Annotated in this window: 1 pseudogene; it reads left to right on the top strand. The window is 65.0% G+C overall.

The features are described 5' to 3' along the window. Window positions 1–82, top strand: a pseudogene (locus tag ACZ7GZ_RS43405) (IS5/IS1182 family transposase); the annotation flags it as partial. Window positions 83–1,304 lie beyond the last annotated feature (1,222 nt).

The following is a 1,304-nucleotide window of genomic DNA, read 5'->3' as shown; positions in this document are numbered from 1 at the left end:
GCGAGCACGCTGCTCCACCCGCCGCATCGGCACAGCAGTTCAAGCCGTCCACACCCTGATGACCTGCACATATTCAGGATGAAAACGGTTCAGTGAGGGTGTTCCTTGCCTATGTCCACTGCGGCCCATATCCGGGGCACGGTCATCTCCGCCAGCTCGTCGCGCTGCCTCTGCCCAGCAGACGACCTCGCCGGGCACGGTCCTACACAGCGATCGAGTCGTCTCCCAATTGGCGGTCCCAGCGGCAGGTATCTGGTGACGGACGAGATCGGCGAAAGTTCGGCGAGATCGCAGACCCGGGCGGCGTCCATGCAGGCCGGCCGGATTCTCGAAGATCAGCCGGTGGACGTTCTTGTATTCAGACACTCACTCCGACGCCGGGGCAGACACCCGGATCAGGTGGGAGCCGTACCCACCTCTCAGGCCGCAACCCAGCTGGCGCACGCTTGGATGGTGCGCCGCCATGGCTCGGGACCCGGTCCTTGAAGCGACGGACGGGTATGGCGACGCACCGCTGTCCTTGGGTGGGCAGACCAAGGACTTTGATGCGGGGTGTGCGGCTTACTGCTGGCCGCCCACCCCGGCAATTGCCGAAGGTCTGCATCTGCCGCGTGGTGCAGACCGGGCGCTATCAGTAGAGCGGGTTCCTGGTAGGGAGCGGAAGCCGCTTCAGCCGCCAGGGCCGTGAACGTGTTGAACCGTACCCGCGGAGCGGTACAAGGCGTCCGAAGCTGTTACCTCGGTCGGACCCACTACGCCAGGTGGGTGGTGTCCGTCATGCTGAGGGAACTTGTCTCTCTCATAAGATGGCCGGAAGTCCAGGGACAGCGGATGCATGGTGGTGGCTGCTGGCCCTGGGTTTGTTGCGGCTCTGAGGCGGCGAGCTGTACCCGGCTCGTGCGCTGAGGCTGTTGGGCCTGCCGCCTTCCTTGACCCTGAGGCGGCGGGCCCGACGCTTGGCGGGAACCCTTTCTGGCCTGGCAGGCGCTGCACCGGGCGTCGGCGCCCCGCGTGACACGCTGACCTTCGATGCCGGGCAGCAGGGGTATGCGTACAAGCTGCTCAGGGCTGCGCCGGAGTTCTCCCCATCTGTTCAGATCTGCGTCGTATCCGGTCGGTATGTGCGACGGGGCTGTCTGCCCTGTTCCCTGGGCGTTGTCGAGGTGTCAGCAGTCGTCGCTGAGTGATCTCGAGGCCGTGCGGGAACCAGAGGCTTTTCAATTTGGCCACCGATCGGGTGACGAGGCCGGTCGAGTAACGGGCGAGGCCCTCGGACTGTTGAGCGAGATGTCTGAAGTCTCAAC

Source organism: Streptomyces sp. NPDC037288 (genome assembly GCF_055603265.1).
The sequence above is the reverse complement of the archived record's forward strand: the minus strand, read 5'-3'. Positions and strand labels throughout refer to the sequence as shown.